At 46.7% G+C, this 274-nt stretch carries 1 rRNA gene; it reads left to right on the plus strand.

Annotated features, from left to right (window positions below):
* Positions 1–274 (plus strand): 23S ribosomal RNA (locus tag FE392_RS20460); the annotation flags it as partial.

Here is a 274-nt window from a genome sequence, read left to right on the forward strand (position 1 = left end):
GATAGCTGGTTCTCCCCGAAATAGCTTTAGGGCTAGCCTTAAGTGTAAGAGTCTTGGAGGTAGAGCACTGATTGAACTAGGGGTCCTCATCGGATTACCGAATTCAGTCAAACTCCGAATGCCAATGACTTATCCTTAGGAGTCAGACTGCGAGTGATAAGATCCGTAGTCAAGAGGGAAACAGCCCAGATCGCCAGCTAAGGTCCCAAAGTGTGTATTAAGTGGAAAAGGATGTGGAGTTGCTTAGACAACTAGGATGTTGGCTTAGAAGCAG

The sequence above is a fragment of the Xenorhabdus santafensis genome, assembly GCF_033949405.1.
Classification (GTDB): domain Bacteria; phylum Pseudomonadota; class Gammaproteobacteria; order Enterobacterales; family Enterobacteriaceae; genus Xenorhabdus; species Xenorhabdus santafensis.